Annotated in this window: 15 protein-coding genes; 4 read left to right on the top strand and 11 right to left on the bottom strand. The window is 67.0% G+C overall.

The genetic code is table 11. The features are described from left to right. Positions 1-11 precede the first annotated feature (11 nt). Positions 12-959, top strand: coding sequence for a SphA family protein (locus ACSFBL_RS25205; protein WP_435518553.1), 948 nt, complete (start codon positions 12-14; stop codon positions 957-959). A 15-nt stretch (positions 960-974) separates the two neighbouring features. Here the strand turns inward: ACSFBL_RS25205 and ACSFBL_RS25200 are convergent, their stop codons facing one another. From ACSFBL_RS25200 to ACSFBL_RS25180, 5 genes are read right to left on the bottom strand one after another with little or no spacing between them, the layout of a single operon-like run. Then, positions 975-2,345: a patatin-like phospholipase family protein gene (locus ACSFBL_RS25200; protein ID WP_435518552.1), complete on the bottom strand. Its 1,371-nt coding sequence runs from the start codon at positions 2,343-2,345 to the stop codon at positions 975-977. Positions 2,346-2,378: 33 nt separating this feature from the next. Then, positions 2,379-2,816 carry a glycine zipper 2TM domain-containing protein gene (locus tag ACSFBL_RS25195; RefSeq protein WP_435518551.1) on the bottom strand — a complete coding sequence of 146 codons (438 nt, stop codon included), beginning with the start codon at positions 2,814-2,816 and terminating at the stop codon, positions 2,379-2,381. Positions 2,817-2,862: 46 nt separating this feature from the next. Beyond that, on the bottom strand, positions 2,863-3,417 hold the full coding sequence (locus ACSFBL_RS25190) for a hypothetical protein (protein WP_435518550.1): 555 nt from the start codon (positions 3,415-3,417) through the stop codon (positions 2,863-2,865). Positions 3,418-3,429: 12 nt separating this feature from the next. Beyond that, a complete protein-coding gene (locus tag ACSFBL_RS25185; RefSeq protein WP_435518549.1) occupies positions 3,430-3,828 on the bottom strand; it encodes a hypothetical protein in 399 nt (132 codons plus the stop codon). Positions 3,829-3,838: 10 nt separating this feature from the next. After that, positions 3,839-4,654 carry a transporter family protein gene (locus tag ACSFBL_RS25180; protein ID WP_435518548.1) on the bottom strand — a complete coding sequence of 272 codons (816 nt, stop codon included), beginning with the start codon at positions 4,652-4,654 and terminating at the stop codon, positions 3,839-3,841. Positions 4,655-4,922: 268 nt separating this feature from the next. On the opposite strand from ACSFBL_RS25180, the gene ACSFBL_RS25175 reads away from it, so the two are divergent. Beyond that, positions 4,923-5,312 (top strand): hypothetical protein, encoded by a 390-nt coding sequence (locus ACSFBL_RS25175; RefSeq protein WP_435518547.1) that lies wholly within the window; start codon positions 4,923-4,925, stop codon positions 5,310-5,312. On the opposite strand, the gene ACSFBL_RS25170 is transcribed toward ACSFBL_RS25175, so the two are convergent. Continuing rightward, complete coding sequence (locus ACSFBL_RS25170; protein ID WP_435518546.1) at positions 5,300-6,049, bottom strand: acetoacetate decarboxylase; 750 nt, start codon at positions 6,047-6,049, stop codon at positions 5,300-5,302. The two genes, ACSFBL_RS25175 and ACSFBL_RS25170, sit on opposite strands and share 13 nt — an antisense overlap. Further along, positions 6,046-7,197: a DUF3734 domain-containing protein gene (locus ACSFBL_RS25165; RefSeq protein ID WP_435518545.1), complete on the bottom strand. Its 1,152-nt coding sequence runs from the start codon at positions 7,195-7,197 to the stop codon at positions 6,046-6,048. Before ACSFBL_RS25165 ends, ACSFBL_RS25170 begins: the two co-directional genes overlap by 4 nt. A gap of 221 nt (positions 7,198-7,418) precedes the next feature. On the opposite strand from ACSFBL_RS25165, the gene ACSFBL_RS25160 reads away from it, so the two are divergent. Then, positions 7,419-9,251 (top strand): tannase/feruloyl esterase family alpha/beta hydrolase, encoded by a 1,833-nt coding sequence (locus ACSFBL_RS25160; RefSeq protein ID WP_435518544.1) that lies wholly within the window; start codon positions 7,419-7,421, stop codon positions 9,249-9,251. A gap of 5 nt (positions 9,252-9,256) precedes the next feature. On the opposite strand, the gene ACSFBL_RS25155 is transcribed toward ACSFBL_RS25160, so the two are convergent. Both ACSFBL_RS25155 and ACSFBL_RS25150 read right to left on the bottom strand, forming a co-directional pair. Further along, positions 9,257-9,592, bottom strand: coding sequence for a hypothetical protein (locus ACSFBL_RS25155; protein WP_435518543.1), 336 nt, complete (start codon positions 9,590-9,592; stop codon positions 9,257-9,259). Positions 9,593-9,658: 66 nt separating this feature from the next. Continuing rightward, positions 9,659-10,543 carry a hypothetical protein gene (locus tag ACSFBL_RS25150; RefSeq protein WP_435518542.1) on the bottom strand — a complete coding sequence of 295 codons (885 nt, stop codon included), beginning with the start codon at positions 10,541-10,543 and terminating at the stop codon, positions 9,659-9,661. A gap of 175 nt (positions 10,544-10,718) precedes the next feature. Between ACSFBL_RS25150 and ACSFBL_RS25145 the strand changes: the two genes are divergently transcribed. Beyond that, positions 10,719-14,195 (top strand): autotransporter outer membrane beta-barrel domain-containing protein, encoded by a 3,477-nt coding sequence (locus ACSFBL_RS25145; RefSeq protein WP_435518541.1) that lies wholly within the window; start codon positions 10,719-10,721, stop codon positions 14,193-14,195. 22 nt (positions 14,196-14,217) lie between these two features. On the opposite strand, the gene ACSFBL_RS25140 is transcribed toward ACSFBL_RS25145, so the two are convergent. Together ACSFBL_RS25140 and ACSFBL_RS25135 are read right to left on the bottom strand one after the other, a co-directional pair. Further along, a complete protein-coding gene (locus ACSFBL_RS25140) occupies positions 14,218-15,663 on the bottom strand; it encodes an NAD-dependent succinate-semialdehyde dehydrogenase (protein ID WP_435518540.1) in 1,446 nt (481 codons plus the stop codon). 80 nt (positions 15,664-15,743) lie between these two features. Continuing rightward, positions 15,744-16,352: a hypothetical protein gene (locus ACSFBL_RS25135; protein WP_435518539.1), complete on the bottom strand. Its 609-nt coding sequence runs from the start codon at positions 16,350-16,352 to the stop codon at positions 15,744-15,746. Positions 16,353-16,462 lie beyond the last annotated feature (110 nt).

Below are 16,462 nucleotides of genomic sequence, written 5' to 3'. Positions count from 1 at the left end.
AGGAAAGAACAATGACGAAGCCCTTGCTGCGGCACGCCCTGTGGCCGGCCATGATGATGGCCTCCTTCGGTGCGGCAGCGACCGAGGGCGGCATCGGACGCCCCATCACCGCCCAGCAGGTCTATTCCGATGCCGGGATCGTGCCGCCGACGCCGGGCTTCGCGTTGTCACTGGCCAGCATCTACTTCAGCGGCGACCTCGACGCCTCGCGCCAGGTGTCGCTGGGCCGCACCCTCGGCGTCGGGCTGGACGCGACGGCGGTGTACAACATCGCGAACCTCACCTACGTCTGGAACACGGGGCCGGGCCGCTGGAACTTCGCGTCGGCCATCGGGCTGCCGGTGCAGTACACCAAGGCCGAGATCGGCATCGCCGGGCCCCTGCGCGGCGTCACGGTCAGCGACAGCAACACGCACTTCGCCGACATGCTGTTCAACCCGCTGATCGCGGGCTATCACTTCAGCGAGACCGAGCACATCGCGTTCTCGATCCCCTTCTATGCGCCGACCGGTTCGTACGACCCGGACCGCCTCGCCAACGCCGGCCAGAACACCTGGACCTTCTCGCCGACAGTCGCCTACACCATGCTGCTGAAGAACGGCGGCGAGTTCACCGCGCTGGCGGCCTTCGACTTCTACACGCGCAACAACGACACCGACTACAAGAACGGGGCCGTATTCCGCATCGACGCGATGTGGACCACGACCGTGGCACCCCAGTGGCATCTCGGCGTGGTCGGCGGCTGGATCGAGCAGATCCAGGACGACACCGGCCCGACGGCGGACAAACTCAACGGCTTCAAGGGCCGGGCCATAGGCCTCGGTCCCATCCTCACCTGGAGCGGGAAGATCGGCAACCAGCCGGCCGCCTTCTCGGCGCGATGGGTGTACGACGTGGAGGCCAAGAACCGGCCCAAGGGCAATGGCGTGTCGGTGAGTCTCACCCTGCCCTTCATGTAGGCCCGGACGGGCGGCTCAGTCCGCCTTGGCGCCCAGCGACTTCAGAAGGGCCTGGAACTCCGGCGAGCGCCGCAGCACATCGCGGCCGGCTCCGATGAGTTGCGTGACCTCCCAGCCACTGATCGAGAAGGCCGTCGGCGTCTGGAGCAACTGGCTGCGCGTCTCGCCTTCCGGCGCATCGCGCAGGTTGACCGTCACCACGTGGATTTCCGCATCGGCGGCGAAGGCATCGACGCCATCACCGCGATGCGCCTTGAGGTCCGCCCGCCACTGGTGCGTGATGTCGGCCAGGTATTCCTGCGTCTCGATGGTCGCGCGCGAGCCGGTGCCGAAGAGCAGCGCATCGCCGACCTGGGTGAGGCTGGGCACCTTGTCCTCCGCGTCGATGTTGTCGGCGGGGTCCCGCTCCGAATTGACGGAGATCAGCACCAGCTTGCGCACGCTGCCCGGCGGCAGCCCCACCTCGGTCAGGCTCTTGCGGAGACCGCCGCCGACCAGCGCGCGATCGAGCAACCGGCGCACGCCGAGGTTGTCGGCGAGGCCGCCGTCCACCAGGTGGATGTAGGGGCGCCGCTTCGCGTCGAGGTAGCTCTTGGCCTGCGACCGGTACATGCGCGCGCGGTAGTCCATGCCTTCGCCCAGCATCGCCGGCGGCACGATGCCCTTGGCACGGCAATCCGCCGCATAGTTCTTCAGCCCGATCGGGCTCAGCACGATCGGCACCGCCGACGATGCGGCCACCGCGAAGGCCAGGGGCACGCTGCGCAGGTCGGAGCAGATCAACGCGAACTGCTCCGCCGTGAACTCGAAGGCGGTGCCCAGCGACATGTCGGTCGCCGCGATGATCAGTTGGGTGCGTGGCGGGCTGTCCTCGATGTCGCCGTAGGTGCGGCCTTCGTAGAGCTGGTCGAGGCGCTCCGCGAGGATGTTGCTGCGCCCGTACCAGGGCGACGTCAGCTTGTAGAGATGGGTCGGGCGCAGCGTCTGCGTGATGAGGTTGTCCTGGAAGTTCTCGCGCAGGAAGTCGCGCTCGAAATCCGGCAGCTTGTTGGCGCCGAAGGCCGCGTAGTAGGCCGCGAGGATGCTGCCGCCCGAGACGCCGGTGATGACGTCCGTGGACGACAGCAGGTCGGTGTCCCGGCCGTTCCAGTGGAAGCTGGTGCGGTGCAGTTCGCTGAGCACGCCATAGCCGAAGGCGGCCGCCCTCGCACCGCCGCCCGAGAGCGTCACCGCGACGACCAGGCTCGGATCGGGCGATGCCGCGATCGGCGCGGGGCTTGCGTTGGCGGCGACCAGCGGCGCGTTCATCCATGGACGCACCGAGGAGCAGCCCGCCAGGCAGGCGGCGATCAGGACGCCGCCGAGGACCGTGCGCAACGTGGCCAAGTGCTTCAGCTCACGTCGCCCGGTCGATCACGATCACTGCGGCAGGACGCGCGCGCCCTCGCCGGCGCCTTCGATGTAGACGCGCTGCCCGACACGCAGGCCGGGGTTGATCGGCTGGGTCACGGTCACGAGCACGCCGCTCTTGGTGCGGACGATGATCTGCTGGCCGGGCTGCGGACGGTCGTAGCGCTTCGCGACTTCGCCGCCGGCAACGGCACCGCCGACGGTGCCCAGCACCATCGCCACGTCGCGTCCCGTGCCGCCGCCGATCAGGCTGCCGATGCCCAGGCCGGCGAGGCCGCCGACCACCGCGCCCACGCCCGTGTGCGACGGGCTCTGGATGTCCGCCGGCATGATCTGTTCGATCACGCCCTGCCGCACCTCCATCGAGCTGCTGGATTGCGGCGCCGCGCAGGCCGCCAGCACGAGGACCAGGGCAAGGGCCACGATGCGTGAAAAAAATTGGCTCATGATGAGTTCGCTCCTTCGAAGTTATGGGATCGGTCAGGGAAAGAAATCATGGGCGTTTCAGGCGAAAGCCCGTGACGAGGAACGTCAGCCCCAACGCCAGCGCGAAGAGCCCGACGAGCATTCGTCGACCGTCGAGGGTCGAGAATCCGAACATGAGGGCCACGCCGAAGGCCAGCGTGCACGCGCTCGCGATGGCCGCGGCCGTCGCCCCTTCGCGCGGCCCTGCCGGCGAGGCGCCGCGATTCATCATCACGATGATCAGCCCCACGATGCCCAGCGCAATGCACACGGTGATGAGGGTGCCGAAGAACGCCAGGGCGCCCACGATGCGCTCCTCCAGGTTCGGATAGGCGAAGGCGACGACGCCGGCCACGATGCGCACCAGCGCATCGGCCAGCGCCAGGGCGAAGAGCCATCGGGCCGGCGGATACTTGTTCAGCGCGAACGCCAGGGTCACGCCCAGGGCGCCATCGATGATCCCGAAGTAGCCGTTGCGGCTCAGCAGCTGCTCCGGCTGGGCCGCCGGCGGCGCGATCAGCAGGTACAGCGCGAAGAGCACGCCGAACGCGCCACGCAACAGCAGGACCGAGCGCAGGTTCATGGCGGCCTCGATTCAGTTGGCAAGACCCACGACCTTCCAGGGCGTGGCCTTGGCGGTGCGCTTGTCCTGGTTCCTGCAGAGGATGTAGTTGGCCGTGTTCTGGAGGGAGCCGCTGGTGTTCTCGATGCGCGCCATCCGGCATCCGGGACGCCCCTGCGGATCCTTGGCGGGGGTGATCGAGCCGCTGTTGGACGTGCCGGGCCTTTCCCATTTGACGGTGACGCCGTCCGCGCCGCTGTCCATCGCGCGATTGACGGTCTGGGTCATCAGATCGATGTCGGCCTGCTTGAAGTGCGTGATCGGTAGGTCGCGCATTCCGTTGTAGATGTCCAGCGGCCTTGCCATCGCCGGAATCGCCGCCAGCATCGCCACGGCGACCGCCACCCCCCTCATTCCCTCGCTGACTCGCATGTTGGGCTCCTCATTTCGGCAGAATGAAATTGACCTGGAAGCGCACGAACCAATCCGCCGCATTGTCCGGCCGGACGACGTTGTAGCCTGCGCCGGCCACGAAGTTCATCGGCACGAAGCTCTCCGGCTTGACCAGGAGCGAATATGACACGCCGAGCGGCACTGTCCAGCGCTGGCTCGATCGTTTTTCGTTCCAGTCCGACGTGATGATGCCGATGTACCCGATCGATTGCTTCGCGTCCAGCCGGTAGCTGACGATCGGCTGCAGCGAGAAGGCGCTGACGTTGGGCCGGTCGCTGTCGCCCGCGAAGGACCACACCTGGGTGACCAGCGCACCGACGCTCCAGGCGCCGGATTCCTTGAGGCCGACCACGGCGGGACCGAGTGACCACTTGCCTTGGCCCAGCCGATCGTTGCTCGCCGTCGGCATGATCAGGGCCGGGCCCACGCCCCAGATGAGGCCGTTCTCCCCGGGCGGCGGCGCAATGAAGCCCTCGTACGTGATGTCGCCCAGGCCGTTCGTGCGGCCCTGCCCCGGCAGCACGGCCGGGTTCGACAGCAGCGGGACGATGGCCCGGTTGATGAGCGACCAGCCGCCGTCGAGCTTGATGGGATAGACCGGCTGGATGTTGAGCGTGTGCTGCGGCTTGTCGAACGGGCCGGCGCCGAGGTTGGTCGTCCACTGGAACGGCAGCGTCACGATGTCGGCCACCGGATTGACGAGCTGCTTCTGCAGTTCCGAATCGCTCTGCTGGGCCCATGCACTGCAGGCGCCGAGCGACGCCACGGCCGTCGCCACCCGCATGCAGCGCTCCGCTAGGGACATGGCGTCCTCCACGGTGAATACAGCGGTTGGTACATGCACGGAGACCCGGGGCCGGTTCGGCGACGCACCGATCTTGGGGGGAGGTCGTGAAAGCTGCAAATTGGCCCAACGGGCAGATGCACCTGCACCTTGGGGCAATGGCGGGCACGCGACACCGGGTCTCGAAAGGCCCATCCGATCCGCAATAGTTCACATGGCAGATGGCACAACACGTGGGCGCCCCCTTAGGATGAAACGCGCAACAAGCGTTATGACTCAGGGGGTACACATGAAAACGCGCATCGAAATCGGAGCCATCTTCTCGGCATTGGCTGTCACGCTGCCTTTCACGGCGGCAGCGCAGTCGACCGGAAGCATGGGCGCCGTCCTGTCCAGCGAACAGCAGGAGGCCGACTACCGCGTGATCGCCGCGCGATGCGGCACGCCGGGCTACGAGAAGGCCTTCTTCAGGCAGTCGAAGGCGGCCGTCGCCGCGGGACTGGTCTCGAAGCATCGCGATCCGGTGGAAGTCGAGAAGACCATCACGGCCCTGCGGCGCAGCCCCTTCGTGCTGGTCGCCGCACCGGCCGACTGTGCCGAGCAACTGAAGATGCTGGCGGAGGTGCAGAAGAGCCGCAGCAGCCTGATCAAGACCCGGCGCGGCGCTCAGGCGAGGTAGTCGTACTCGACGGTGCCGAGCGCGAGGGTCATGTCGGCGATGTAGTGCACGGCCGATTCGACCTTGCGCACCGGCAGGTCGGCCACCGGTGCCAGTGCATGCGGATGCAGTTCGAGCGATGCCGGCCCCGACCACGCCCCATGCAGCGTGACATCGACCATGTGATAGCGCACCAGCTCGCAGATGCGGGCCGTGCCGTCGACGTGCGGAATGATCTTCAACAGGAAGTTGGGTTGGGCGATGCCCGCAAGGATCGGTGCGTGTTCGAGCGTGCGGTGCTTGAAGCCCATCGTGGCCTTCGCGATGCGCACCTTGCCGTAGTCGAGGGTGCCGACCACGACATCGGTCTCGTAGTCGAGCACGGGTGACGCCAGCTTCTTCGGAAAGCCCCACAGCTCCCGACCACCGGCGATGGGCGGATGGTCGTCGAGGTACATGGCGTGCACGTAGGCGCCCTGCTCCACGCCCTTTTCGGTGCGCAGCTGCACCGGAATGACCTGCCCGGATTCGGTGTAGTCGCCGAAGCCGGTCGAATCGGGCATGCGGATGAATTCGTACTTGACCAGCGGCTCCACCACTTCGAGCGGCTCGGGCACGACGGACTTCAGCGCGTCCATGTCGGTGCGGTACGTGACGATAAGGAACTCGCGCCGCACGAAGCGGTAAGGCCCGGGCGGAAAGGCCGGGTTCGTCAGCGGCATGGCGAAGGCGGTGCGCTTGACGTCTTCAATGTTCATTTCGGGCTTTCTTGAATCAGCGGCCGCTTGACCTGGATGGCATCCGGGTCGCTCAGGTCGTAGGTGGTCACGCCGTTGTTCTGCGCATCGCTGCGCAGCGATTCGGGGTGGTCCAGCGTGGCTTGCATATCGCGTGCCCCGGCCTGCCAGTGCTCGTCGACCGTGGCACGCGAGAACTCGTAGTCCTTCGATTCGCGCTCATAGGGTTTGTCGCGGTAGATCAGGTGGAAGATGTCGATCGGCTCGTGCGAGAGCTGCTCGCGCACCGCCTGCACGCTCGCGTCCTTGCGCAAGGCGGCCGGCAGCTTGGCGAGCAGGTCCGAAATCGCCTGCTGCAGGTTCATGTTGGCCGCCAGCACATCGGTGTTCATGCGGGTGCGGCTCGAATAGGTGATGTCCTTCTGCCGGCCGAGCACGTCCGACAGCGTCGCCGGCAGCGATCCCTGCGCATTGAACAGGTCGACCTGCAGGACGACCAGCGCCTCGCTGCGCGGATGGCTGTCCAGCACGTATTGCAGCGGCGTGTTCGACACCAGTCCGCCGTCCCAGTAGAACTCGCCGTCGACCTCCACCGGTGCGAAGCCCGGCGGCAGCGCGCCGCTGGCCATGACATGCTCGGGCCCGATCTTCTGCACCATGTTGTCGAAGTAGACCGAATTGCCATTGCACACATTGACGGCGCCGACGCTGAAGCGCATCTCGCGCGCGTTGATCCGGTCGAAGTCGACCAGGCGCTCGAGCGTCAGCCGGAGCGGCGCGGTGTCGTAGTAGCTCTGCAGCGGCGCCGCGCCGCCCATCAGCAACGAGGGAGACGCCCGCGGCTGGAAGAATCCGGGAATCCCGAACAGGGTGGCGAGGTTTGCGCTCCACTGGTTGAGCACCGCCCGCTCGGCCATCCAGGACGGAAGCTGCTGCGATGGACTGGAAGAGACGAGTTCCCAGAATTCGCGAAGCCGCTCGACCCGCTTCTCAGGCGCATTGCCGGCGATCAGGGCCGAGTTGATCGCCCCGATCGACACACCGGCGACCCACTGCAGCTTGCCCTTCTGATGGCTCAGCGCTTCGTAGACGCCCGCCTGGTAGGACCCGAGCGCGCCGCCGCCCTGGAGCACCAATGCCTTGCGGCCGGCACGATGCAGCGCCCCCATCAGAGGGCCCTCGCTTCGTGAACACTGCGTGAAATCAGTTCGCCCATGGGCGGCGATTCTGGATCAAAAGGACGCCGCTGTGGTGACCTGAATGTCCGGGTGTAGGTGTGCGGAGGGACCACCGCTGGGCGATTTCCTACGTTTCGCAAAGCGCAGGAAAGGCAAAAGCCTCTGGCGCCAGGCACCTTGCCGGCGCCGACCAGATTCTCAAGAAAGCATCCATGCGCATCTCTTGCGGCGTTGAATCCCGGGCACGGGCATTGGGCCGGCTGGCTTGTCTTTTCCTGGCGGGCGGACTGGCGGCGTGCGGCGGCGGCGGAGGTGGCGGGGGCGGCGCCTTCCCGGTCCTCCCCGCCCAGGCCAAGCTCACCTGCGACGACACGATGAAGACACGCTTCGCCCCGGACGCGTTGACGCAGGTCCTGCTCGTCAAGTCCTTCAAGGCCGGCGATCCGCTGGTTCTCTCGGGCACGCCAACCGCTAGCACGCCGATGGCCACGAGCGACGTGTGCGTCGTGAAACTGCTGGTCCGGCCAGGCAACCCGGGCCCGGCGGATGCGCCATCCACTTCGCAGGGCATCGGCATCGAGGTCTGGCTGCCCAGCGAGAGCAAATGGAACCAGCGCATCCATGTGAAGGGCGGCGGCGGCTGGGCTGGCGGCGTGCAGACTTCACTGACGGCGCTCGCCGGCATCGCGGGCAGCACCTCCGGCGCGCCGGCCACGACCGCGATGGTCGAAGGCGCGGTCTCCGCGAGCACCGACACGGGCCATGCCAACGCGATCAACGGAGGCTCCTTCGCCATGAATCCGGACGGCACCATCAACACGGTGCTCTGGAACGACTTCGCGCAACGCGGCATCCACGAGATGGCCGTGAAGACCAAGGCCCTGACGCAGGCCTACTACGGCGTGGCGGCCAGGCACGCGTACTGGAACGGCTTCTCGACGGGCGGCCGACAGGGCCACATGGAGGCACAGGCCAACCCGGCCGACTTCGACGGCATCCTGGCCGGCGCGCCCGCCATCAACTGGACCAGGTTCATCACCTCGGAGCTCTATCCGCAGATCGTCTACCAGCGCGACCTCGGCGGCGTGCCCTTGAGCACCGGGCAGATCGCGGCGCTGGGCAATGCCGCGATCAATGCCTGCGACACGGTCGGCAACGCGCACCTCGGCTACATCCCGGACCCGCTGGCCTGCCGCTATGACCCGACGCATGACCTGAACGTGCTCTGCGCATCGAGCGGCGGCAACGCGCCCGCGGGCGACTGCGTGACACAGGCCCAGGCCGTGGCGATGAACAAGATCTGGTACGGGCAGACGGCCGACGGCTCGGTGCCCTCGCCTTCGACCGACAACGGAACGGCGCTCGAACCGCAAGGCACGCAGCGCTGGTACGGCCTGACGCGGGGCACCAACATCGGCGCCCTCGGCGGGCCATCGCCCTTCACCATCGCGAGCGACATGGTGGCGCTGGAGCTCCAGAGCCCAGGCATCGCAACGCCCGGTTTCTACAACGCCACCGGCAGCGGCACGGATCGCTGGAAGACCTTGTCGTACCTCGACCTGTCCAACGCGTTCGACAAGGGCGTGTCGCTACAAGCGTCCTTCGCCAACATCAACACGGACAACAGCGACCTGGGGCCGTTCGCGGCGCGCGGCGGCAAGATGCTCGTCTACCACGGGCTGGCCGACACGCTCATCCCGCCGCAAGGCACGCTCAACTACTACAGCCGGCTGACGGCGAAGATGGGCGGGGAGCAGGTGGTCGGCAACTTCTACCGGCTCTTCCTCGTCCCGGGCATGGCGCACGGTTTTGCCAACGGCACGACCAACGCGGCCGCGACGATTCCGATGCCGACCATCGACCAGTTCTACGTGGCGTTGACGACCTGGGTCGAAGAGGGCCAGCCGCCGAGCCGGATCGACATCGTGTCCCAAAAATCGCCGGCCAGCCCCGTTGAGGCCACACGGCCAATCTGCATGTACCCGAAGAAGCCGGTCTTCACCGGCACGGACCCGCTCGCGGCGAGTTCGTACGACTGCGACTGATGGCGCTATAGCGCGCCGTAGATGCTCGCGTCGGGGTCGGCGTGGTCGTGCTTCTTGGCGGCCGTGCGAAGGCTGAGCACCCACAGGCGCGCGTGACGCTGCTCGCGACTCTCGAAATGTTCGGTGAAGCGCCGGATGCCGGGCCGCTCGATGGCGGCGATGGTCATCCAGTCGGTGCCGCCGAAGGAGGCGGAGTCGCTACTTCGGTCCACCAGGGCCGGCCGCAGCGACATCACCCACTCGGTGGGGACGCGCGGGTCGCGGTCCAGCATGCGCAATGCGATCTTCGCGGCCTTGGGGCTCAGGGCCTGTACCTTGTGCAGGTGGAAATCAAGATCCATGGGGCACCGTCCTTTTCAGACACACAAGGATACATGTGTATCGATTTGGAACGCAAGGGTGCTTTCCTAGGAGCCTCCACTCGTCAGGCGCTTGTATTCGTTGCGCTTCATGGTGAGGTAGTCATTCCGGTCTACCTCGTGCAATTGGCGCGCATAGCGCTCGGTGCTGTCGAACCAGGTCGCGAGACGCGCGGGGAGCTGCTTAGGGTCGGGCGCGCCCAGGTAGGCATCGATCGCGAGGTAGTAGCGCATGGTGTTGCGCTCGACGACGCCCCGCACCCCGCCCACGTAGTCCTTCTCGCCGGATGCACTGGTGCCCGTCGAGGTGAAGCCGACCTTGTCGCTGCCGATGGTCGACAGGTAGCCCTGCATGGCGATCCGCGCGGCGGTCCCGTACGCATAGCTGTAGCCGAGATGGATGAAGGTCTTGCCGCCGTCCAGTGGCGTCGCCTCGAGTTCGATGCGGTAGTCGCGGGTGGACAGCGGCCCCTTGTCCGCACTCAGGCGTGCGCTGAAATAGTCCGGCGACACGGTGGCTGGCTGCCACACGAAATCGACCTTCTGCGCCTCCGACAGCGGCTGGTCGAACTTGCGGCCGACCGCGACGGCCACCGTCTTGGCGCCACCCGATTCGCGCACAGCGCAATGCTTGGTGTTGAGGTGCAGCATCAGCACTTCGCACCAGCCGGCCGGCGTGCCCAGGGCGCTGCTCACCTGATCAAAGGGGTAGCTCACCACCGCGAAGATGTTGCCGCTGAGCTGGCCCGAAGCTTCGGTCGATTCGAGCGCCAGCGGGCGGCCGAACACGTTCTGCTCGAGCTGGCTCTTCACCGCGTCGTGCTTGGCATGCATCGCCGCGGCGCTGCCGAGTTGCGTCTGCGCCAGCGCGATGGCCGGTAGCAGAAGCAACCACACCCAGAGCAATGCCCGTCGAATCGTCGTGTGATTCATGATGCTGGGCATTGTCACGCGGTCTCACTCACCTGGCTAGCAAAGGCGGTTTTCCTATCACCGCGGCGGCCGGTGTCCACCTCGTCGATCAAGGCGTCGCGCCTTAATCGGCGGAGTTGCGAGCCGGTGGCCGCGTTCAGAAACTGCGTGCCGTTCCAACTCCAAGAGGCACGCAATGAACCGGATTTACAAGTCGGTCTGGGATGAACTTTCCGGGACCTGCATCGCAGTGAGCGAATGCGTTGCGGCACGCGGCAAGCGCAGCAGCCTGCGCTCCTCGGGCCGAACCGTCGCTGGCGGCATCTTCAGTGCGGTGCTTTCGTTTGCATTAATACCGCACGCTTTCGCTCAATGCTCGGCGTCCGGCGGAACGATCGGCAGCAGTGTTTCGGACGGATGCACGGTGAGCACGCCTGGCAGCACGCTCAGCATCCTGAGCCCGGCCACTTTCACCGGATGGACGATTTTCAGCGGAGCCAACACATCCCTGGTCATCAATTCAGGCGCCGAGTTCAATGGCGACCAAGCCCCTGCCGGGAACACGACCAGCAGTTTCGTTGCCGTCACCGCTGACGGCTGGTCCCTGACGAACAACGGTTCGCTCGCGAACGCAAGCGCCACCGGCTACGACCTGGTCGGGCTCCGCGCTGCCGGAAGCTATTCCATCACCAACAACGGCACCATCAGCGCCGGTTCCACAAGTGCCGGATCGAACGCGATCGAAGCGGTGACCGCCGGAATCACCCTTCACCTCGTGAACACGGGGACCATCAATGACGACGCGAGCGCGGCCATCAATGTCACGGGAGGAGGCGCGACCACGATCGACAACCAGTCCACGGGCCTCATCTCCGCGTTCGGCCGGGCCATCACCGCAGCAGGCGATCTGAATCTCACGAACCGGGGCACCATCCAGACCCGCGATGCGAGCGGCTTTGCGATCGCAAACACCGGGGCTTCCACCGTTCGGAACAGCGGGACGATCTCGGGGGCCGGCGGCGCCGCCCAGGGGGTGATCAGTTTCGGAGGTGCCGCGGACACACTCATCCTGGAGCCGACCTCGGTCATCACCGGCTATGTCGATGCGGGCGGAGGGACAGACACGCTGGTCCTGGGCGGCACGGGGGCCGGGACCTTCGACGTCGGATCGGTCGGGCCGACGCAGCAGTACCGTGCCTTCGAGACCTTCGAAAAGCGAGAGTCTGGCACCTGGACGTTGACCGGAACGAACAGCGCCGCCCAGGCCCAGAACTGGCAGCTTCTCGAAGGAACGCTTCGCCTCGCGAGCGGCGCATCGCTGGCGGCCGGCAGCACCATCGAGAACCCTTCCACGGCCACCGGCCCGGTGACGCTTGAAATCTCCGGCGCACTTCTTGGCGCCGGGGGTGACGGCATCATCATGTCGGGGAACTACGAAAATCACCTGATCCTCGGTGCAGGAGCAACCTTCGGTGGGCGCACGATGTCGCTGAGCGCGCCACGCACCACCTTGACGGGGCCGACACCCTTCCCCAATGGTGTCGCCCTTACCGGTGGAACGCTGGAGGTCGGCGACGGCGGAGCGGGCACCGGCGGCAGCATCACGGGGCCGATCGCCAACAACGGCGGCACACTGCTCTTCCATCACAGCGACGACCTGGTCTACCCCGGTGTGATCAGCGGTTCGGGCACGGTCGGGCAGATCGGCACGGGCACCCTGACTTTCACAGGCGTCAACACCTACACAGGGCCCACCCAGATCAACGCCGGCACCTTGCAGGGCGGCGTCGCCAACGCATTCGCGAACAGCAGCGCGGTCGCCATCGCCAGCGGCGCCACGCTGGACCTGAACAACTTCGACCAGATTGCCAACAACCTGTCCGGCGCAGGCAAGGTGACGCTTGGCACAGCCGCGCTGACAGCCAACAACACCACGGACACTCTGTTCAGCGGCCCGATCAGCGGCGACGGACAGTTGATCAAGACTGGCGCCGCTTCACTGACGCTCACAGGCCCCAGCACCTACAGCGGACCGACCACTGTCCTGGCGGGCACCCTCAAGACCGGCCTCGCCAACGCCTTGAGTCCCAATTCGGCCTACATCGTGGGGACGAGTGGCACGATCGACTCCTCCGGGCTCGACCAGGCCGTCGCAAGCCTGGACAACGCCGGAACCGTCAAACTGCTCAGCAGCACGCCGGGCCGGACTTTCACGGTGACCGGTCCCTATGTCGGCCGCGGCGGCACGCTGCTGATGGGCACGGCGCTCGGGGACAGTGCCAGCGCGAGCGATCGACTCGTGCTCGATGGCCCGGGCGCCAGCGCCAGCGGCACGACCAAGGTGCAGATCACCAATATCGCCGGCCTGGGCGCACTCACGGCCGGCAACGGCATCGAGGTGATCAGCGCGCGCAACGGCGCCACCACGACCGCGCAGACGACCAAGGACGCCTTCGCGCTTGGCGGCGGCGCGACTCTCCCCGGCATAGCAAACGGAAGCGCCGTGATGGCGGCGCCGCACATCGACGTCGGCGCCTATGAATACCGTCTCTACGCCGCCGATGCCAATGGGGCCGGGGAGAACTGGTATCTGCGCTCGACCACCAACGTTGTCGCGCCGCCGGCGCCGCCGACAGTCCCACCGACCACCCCACCGGTGGGCGAAGTGGCACCGCCACCACAACCTCCCGTGGTCGTTCCCACCTACCGTGCCGAGGTCCCGATGGTTTCGGCACTCGCTTCCCAGTCGCGCCAGGGCGACGCGGCCATGCTCGGCAATCTGCACCTCCGCATGGGCGATGACGACGCGACAAGGGCCGCGAGCGGCGTCACGCCCAACCAACTCGACCGGCGCGCGTGGGGCCGTGCCATCTACACCGACGTGGATATCCGCCAGCAAGGCATTGCCCAGTCCCAGAGCAGCGGTTCCCTGAGCGGATTCCAGGCTGGCATGGACTTGTGGTCGGACTCGTCGTGGCGCGCCGGGCTGTACGCCGGCTACCTCGAGGGCGGCGTGGACGTCACGGGCAACGCCCATGGCGAGATCGGGCCCGTCGGCTCCAACCGCCTGAAGTCGCGTTACCTGGGCGGCTATGCGACCTGGACTGACGCGAACGGGTGCTATGCCGACATCGTGCTGCAAGGCGGCAGCCACCGCTACGAACTGCGCCCCGACCTCAACCCCCAGGTCTCGGGCAAGGGCAGCAGCCTGACGGCCTCGATCGAAGTGGGACGGCCCTTCGCCATCGCCGAGGGCTGGACTATCGAGCCGCAGGCGCAACTGGGCTACCAGAAGAGCACCTTCGACGACCTGCAGCTTGGCGGCGCGCTGGTGCAGCAGCAGACCGATGCCGGCTTGATCGGCCGGCTCGGCGTGCGCGTCAAGGGCGACATGATGACGGGCGTGGGACGCCTGCAGCCCTATGGACGCGTCAACCTGTACTACGCGGGCTCCGGCACCGACGTCGCGCGCTTCGTCACGCCGGCGGCGGTCACCGAGATCCCCACCGGCACCGGCCACACCTCGGCCGAGGTGGCCGCGGGCATGACGCTGGCGCTGAACTCGACGACCAGCCTCTACGGCGAAGTCGGGCACATCTTCGACGTCTCGGGCAATGCCCGGGTCCGTTCGTCGGTGCAGGGCAGCCTGGGCGTGCGGGTCCGGTGGGATTGAGGGCCCTGGTGCCCTCGGGCCCTCAGACCGCCATGATCGACACGGCCTTGGTGACCAGGTAGGCCTCCATGGCCTCAGGTCCGCCTTCCGAGCCGTAGCCCGAATCCTTCACCCCGCCGAAGGGCATTTCCGGCGAAGGGGCGGCGGGCTGGTTGATCCACAGCATGCCGACTTCCATCTGCTGCGACAGGATGTGGGCGTTCTTGATCGACTGGGTGAAGGCGTAGCCCGCGAGGCCGAACGGCAGGCGGTTCGATTCCTTGATCGCTTCCTCGAGCGTGTCGAAGCCGCGGATGGCCGCGATCGGGCCGAAGGGTTCGTTGTTGAACACGTCGGCTTCCAGCGAGACATCGGTGAGCACCGTGGGCGCGAAGAAGTTGCCGTCGGTTCCGACGCGCTCGCCGCCGGTGGCGACCTTGGCCCCGGTCGCACGCGCATCGTCGAGCACCTTGGCCATCGCCGTGAGGCGCCGCGAATTGGCCAGCGGGCCGAGCGTCGTGCCTTCCGCGAGGCCGTCACCGAGCTTCAGGCCTTCGGCGTGCTTGACCAGGGCGCGGGCGAACTCGTCACGGATGCTGTTGTGCACGAGGAAGCGCGTGGGCGAGATGCAGACCTGGCCCGCGTTGCGGAATTTCGCGCCACCCGCCGCCTTGGCGGCCAGGGCGACATCGGCGTCGGCAGCGACGATCACGGGGGCATGGCCGCCGAGTTCCATGGTCGCGCGCTTCATGTGCGCGCCGGCCAGTGCGGCGAGCTGCTTGCCCACCGGCGTGGAACCGGTGAACGTCACCTTGCGGATGATCGGATGCGGAATGAGGTAGCTGGAGATTTCGGCCGGGTCGCCGAACACCAGGCCGACGGTGCCCTTCGGCACGCCGGCATCGACGAAGGCCTGCAGCAGCGCGGCGGGCGATGCGGGGGTTTCTTCGGGCGCCTTGACCAGGAACGAGCAGCCGCTGGCCAGCGCGGCACCGAGCTTGCGCACGATCTGGTTGATCGGGAAGTTCCATGGCGTGAAGGCCGCCACGGGGCCCACCGGCTCCTTCATGACGAGTTGCTGCGCCGACAGGTTGCGCGAGGGCACGATCCGACCGTAGACGCGGCGGCCCTCGTCGGCGAACCATTCGATGATGTCGGCGCCGGCCAGCACTTCGCCGCGGGCTTCGACGAAGGGCTTGCCCTGCTCCTGCGTGAGGATGCGGCCGATGTCGGCGGCGCGTTCACGCAGCAGGGCGGCGGCCTTGCGCATGGTCGCCGCGCGCTCGTTGGCCGGGATCTTGCGCCAGGCTTCGAAGCCGCGCTGCGCCGCATCGAGCGCCCGATCCAGGTCGGGGATGCCGGCGTGGGCAACCTTGCCGATCGCCTTGCCGGTCGCGGGATTGATCACGTTCAGCGTCTTGCCGCTGATGGCGTCGGACCATTCGCCGTCGATCAGGAGTCGGGTGTCGGGGTAGCTGGGGCTGGTCATGCGAGATCCTTGAAATACAGGGATGGAGGGAAGGTTCCGGCGATCCTAGCGCCCTTTTCTGACCGGATTCGCGCGTGGGGCTATGTGGGGTTGCGCCTCGTTTCGGCCGCCGATGCCTCGGCGCGCACCCAGTAGAACTGCCGCGGCACCGGCATGGACGGCGCCCGCATCCGCCGCGGCGGCGTGAGCTGGATCGACCCATCCGTCGCGCAGAAGAGCGGTTCGCCCTCTGGCAGGCTGCGGTGCGCGTCGAGCATGGTGCGCAGCGAAATCCGGGCGCTGTCGCACCACGGGTCGACCGAGCGGACCATGAAGAACTCGCGCGTCGCGATCAGCTGGCTCGGGAAGATCGAATCTCCGTCGGTGTCCGGCGAGCCGATGCCCTTCCACGAGGCATCGACGTCGAAGGCCAGCATCACCGCGTCGGGCGTCTCCATGCCATGCAGCGCACCGCTGAGTGCGGCCGCCATCCAGCCGAGCAACTGCGGGGTGAGGTCGAAACGCACGCATGCGGAGGTGCCGGGCACATCCACGTACACGCTTCGCGCTGTGCGCAGCGCAGCCTCGACCTTGAGCGCCGCCTTCCTGCGACGCGATGAGCGCACCTGGGCCACCGCCACCAGGCCGGCCATCGGTCCCGCCACGGCGAGCACCTTGATGGCATCGATGCCATAGCCACCCAAGCTCATGCCGGGCTCCCCGTTCGAATGCCGCCACGGCTGTTTCCGAATCTCACACTCACTCCTCACGGGGCAGGCTCGTCCGACACGACGAGTTGCATGCACGCGATAGGTATATC

This window comes from Variovorax glacialis, assembly GCF_051216375.1.
In the GTDB taxonomy this organism is placed as follows: domain Bacteria; phylum Pseudomonadota; class Gammaproteobacteria; order Burkholderiales; family Burkholderiaceae_C; genus Variovorax.
Note: the sequence above shows the minus strand (reverse complement) of the source record. Positions and strands in the feature narration are given on the sequence as shown.

Coding starts and splice junctions, on each gene's coding strand:
- ACSFBL_RS25190 (WP_435518550.1), bottom strand. CDS start 3,417: ATGAACCTGCGCTCGGTCCTGCTGTTGCGTGGCGCGTTCGGCGTGCTC.
- ACSFBL_RS25155 (WP_435518543.1), bottom strand. CDS start 9,592: ATGGATCTTGATTTCCACCTGCACAAGGTACAGGCCCTGAGCCCCAAG.
- ACSFBL_RS25160 (WP_435518544.1), top strand. CDS start 7,419: ATGCGCATCTCTTGCGGCGTTGAATCCCGGGCACGGGCATTGGGCCGG.
- ACSFBL_RS25145 (WP_435518541.1), top strand. CDS start 10,719: ATGAACCGGATTTACAAGTCGGTCTGGGATGAACTTTCCGGGACCTGC.
- ACSFBL_RS25165 (WP_435518545.1), bottom strand. CDS start 7,197: ATGGGGGCGCTGCATCGTGCCGGCCGCAAGGCATTGGTGCTCCAGGGC.
- ACSFBL_RS25205 (WP_435518553.1), top strand. CDS start 12: ATGACGAAGCCCTTGCTGCGGCACGCCCTGTGGCCGGCCATGATGATG.
- ACSFBL_RS25180 (WP_435518548.1), bottom strand. CDS start 4,654: ATGTCCCTAGCGGAGCGCTGCATGCGGGTGGCGACGGCCGTGGCGTCG.
- ACSFBL_RS25140 (WP_435518540.1), bottom strand. CDS start 15,663: ATGACCAGCCCCAGCTACCCCGACACCCGACTCCTGATCGACGGCGAA.
- ACSFBL_RS25135 (WP_435518539.1), bottom strand. CDS start 16,352: ATGAGCTTGGGTGGCTATGGCATCGATGCCATCAAGGTGCTCGCCGTG.
- ACSFBL_RS25175 (WP_435518547.1), top strand. CDS start 4,923: ATGAAAACGCGCATCGAAATCGGAGCCATCTTCTCGGCATTGGCTGTC.
- ACSFBL_RS25195 (WP_435518551.1), bottom strand. CDS start 2,816: ATGAGCCAATTTTTTTCACGCATCGTGGCCCTTGCCCTGGTCCTCGTG.
- ACSFBL_RS25185 (WP_435518549.1), bottom strand. CDS start 3,828: ATGCGAGTCAGCGAGGGAATGAGGGGGGTGGCGGTCGCCGTGGCGATG.
- ACSFBL_RS25170 (WP_435518546.1), bottom strand. CDS start 6,049: ATGAACATTGAAGACGTCAAGCGCACCGCCTTCGCCATGCCGCTGACG.
- ACSFBL_RS25150 (WP_435518542.1), bottom strand. CDS start 10,543: ATGAATCACACGACGATTCGACGGGCATTGCTCTGGGTGTGGTTGCTT.